At 51.6% G+C, this 1,276-nt stretch carries 2 protein-coding genes; both read left to right on the plus strand.

Features of this window, described 5'->3' with window-relative positions:
- Positions 1-945: transposase (locus tag F597_RS21400; RefSeq protein WP_169338001.1), on the plus strand; the 945-nt coding region annotated here is incomplete at its 5' end.
- Positions 942-1,276 (plus strand): ATP-binding protein (locus F597_RS0119815; RefSeq protein WP_019541480.1); only part of this gene is annotated, 335 nt, incomplete at its 3' end. The genes F597_RS21400 and F597_RS0119815, both read left to right, overlap by 4 nt.

The following is a 1,276-nucleotide window of genomic DNA, read 5'->3' on the forward strand; positions in this document are numbered from 1 at the left end:
GTGTTTCTGAAAAGTGAGAACCTTGGCGATTATCTCCTGGCTGATGATTTTCGTCGCTACAGGGATGAACGCGGTATCAGCGTTGAGTTCTGCCGCAAGGCCGATCCCCAGAGCAAAGGCCGGGTCGAGAACGTGGTAGGATACGTGAAAAACAACTTTCTTCGCGCGCGTACCTTTCACGATATAGATCGCCTCAACGAGGAAGTCCTGAGCTGGTTGGAGCGCAAGGCGAACGGCACCAAACATGCCACGACGAAGCGCCTGCCCCATGACGTGTGGTTGATTGAAAAGGAGCATCTCTCCTTTTTTCGCCCCTCACCGGCAATCCCCCGGGATGAGATTCCCACCTACACGGTGAGAAAAGATAACACAATCAGTTACAAGGGGAACTTCTACAGGGTCCCATATGGCACCTATAACGGGAAGGGACCGGAGGTATTACTCAAGGTCAAGGATGGCACCCTTTCGCTTTCCAACCGGCAAGGCATCCTTCTGGCCGAGCACCCCGTCAGTCTTGAAAAAGGCAAGGTAATCGGTAGCACAACTTATCGACGGGATCGGAACTCCAGGCTCGAGGTCTTCAAGCAGGAAGTCCTATCGATCTGGAAGGGCAACAACACTTTGTACCTGTTCATAGAGGAGATACACAAGTATAAGCCCCGTTATCTGAGAGACAATCTGAAAATGATAAGGGAGGTGATGGGCGAATATGGTGAGGAGATCGTTGGCAGTGCACTTGATTACTGCCTCGACAATGGGCTCTACAACGCCCTTTACCTGAAAGAAGCCGCATCACATTACCGGGAGTTAAAACGCCGGGAGAAGAAGCCCTTGCCTGTTGTAAGCGTGTTGCATGACGGTGTTCAAACAAGTCAGTATGACACGGATGCATACATCCCCGAGAGAAGCAAGATAAACCGGTACGATCAAATCATGGAGCTATGAAGCAGATAGAAAACATGAAGCAATATGCCGGCATACTTCGTTTGGGATACCTGAGCAAAAACTTGCAGCCGATGCTTCACCAGGCGAGCATAGATACACCGGGATACGCGGACTTCCTGGAGAACATGCTTATAAAAGAGCTAGAGCAGCGACAGCTGAATGATTACCGGCGCAGGACTAAACTGGCCCGTCTGCCACGTGCACACGAGCTTGACGAGTACGATTACAAGGCCTCGAGCAGCATCGGCATAAGGCAGATGACACAGCTCAGGGAGCTGCTCTGGGTCGATCAGCTATACAACCTGGTGCTGATGGGTCCAAGCGGTACGGG

This window comes from Proteiniphilum acetatigenes DSM 18083 (assembly GCF_000380985.1).
In the GTDB taxonomy this organism is placed as follows: Bacteria; Bacteroidota; Bacteroidia; order Bacteroidales; family Dysgonomonadaceae; genus Proteiniphilum; species Proteiniphilum acetatigenes.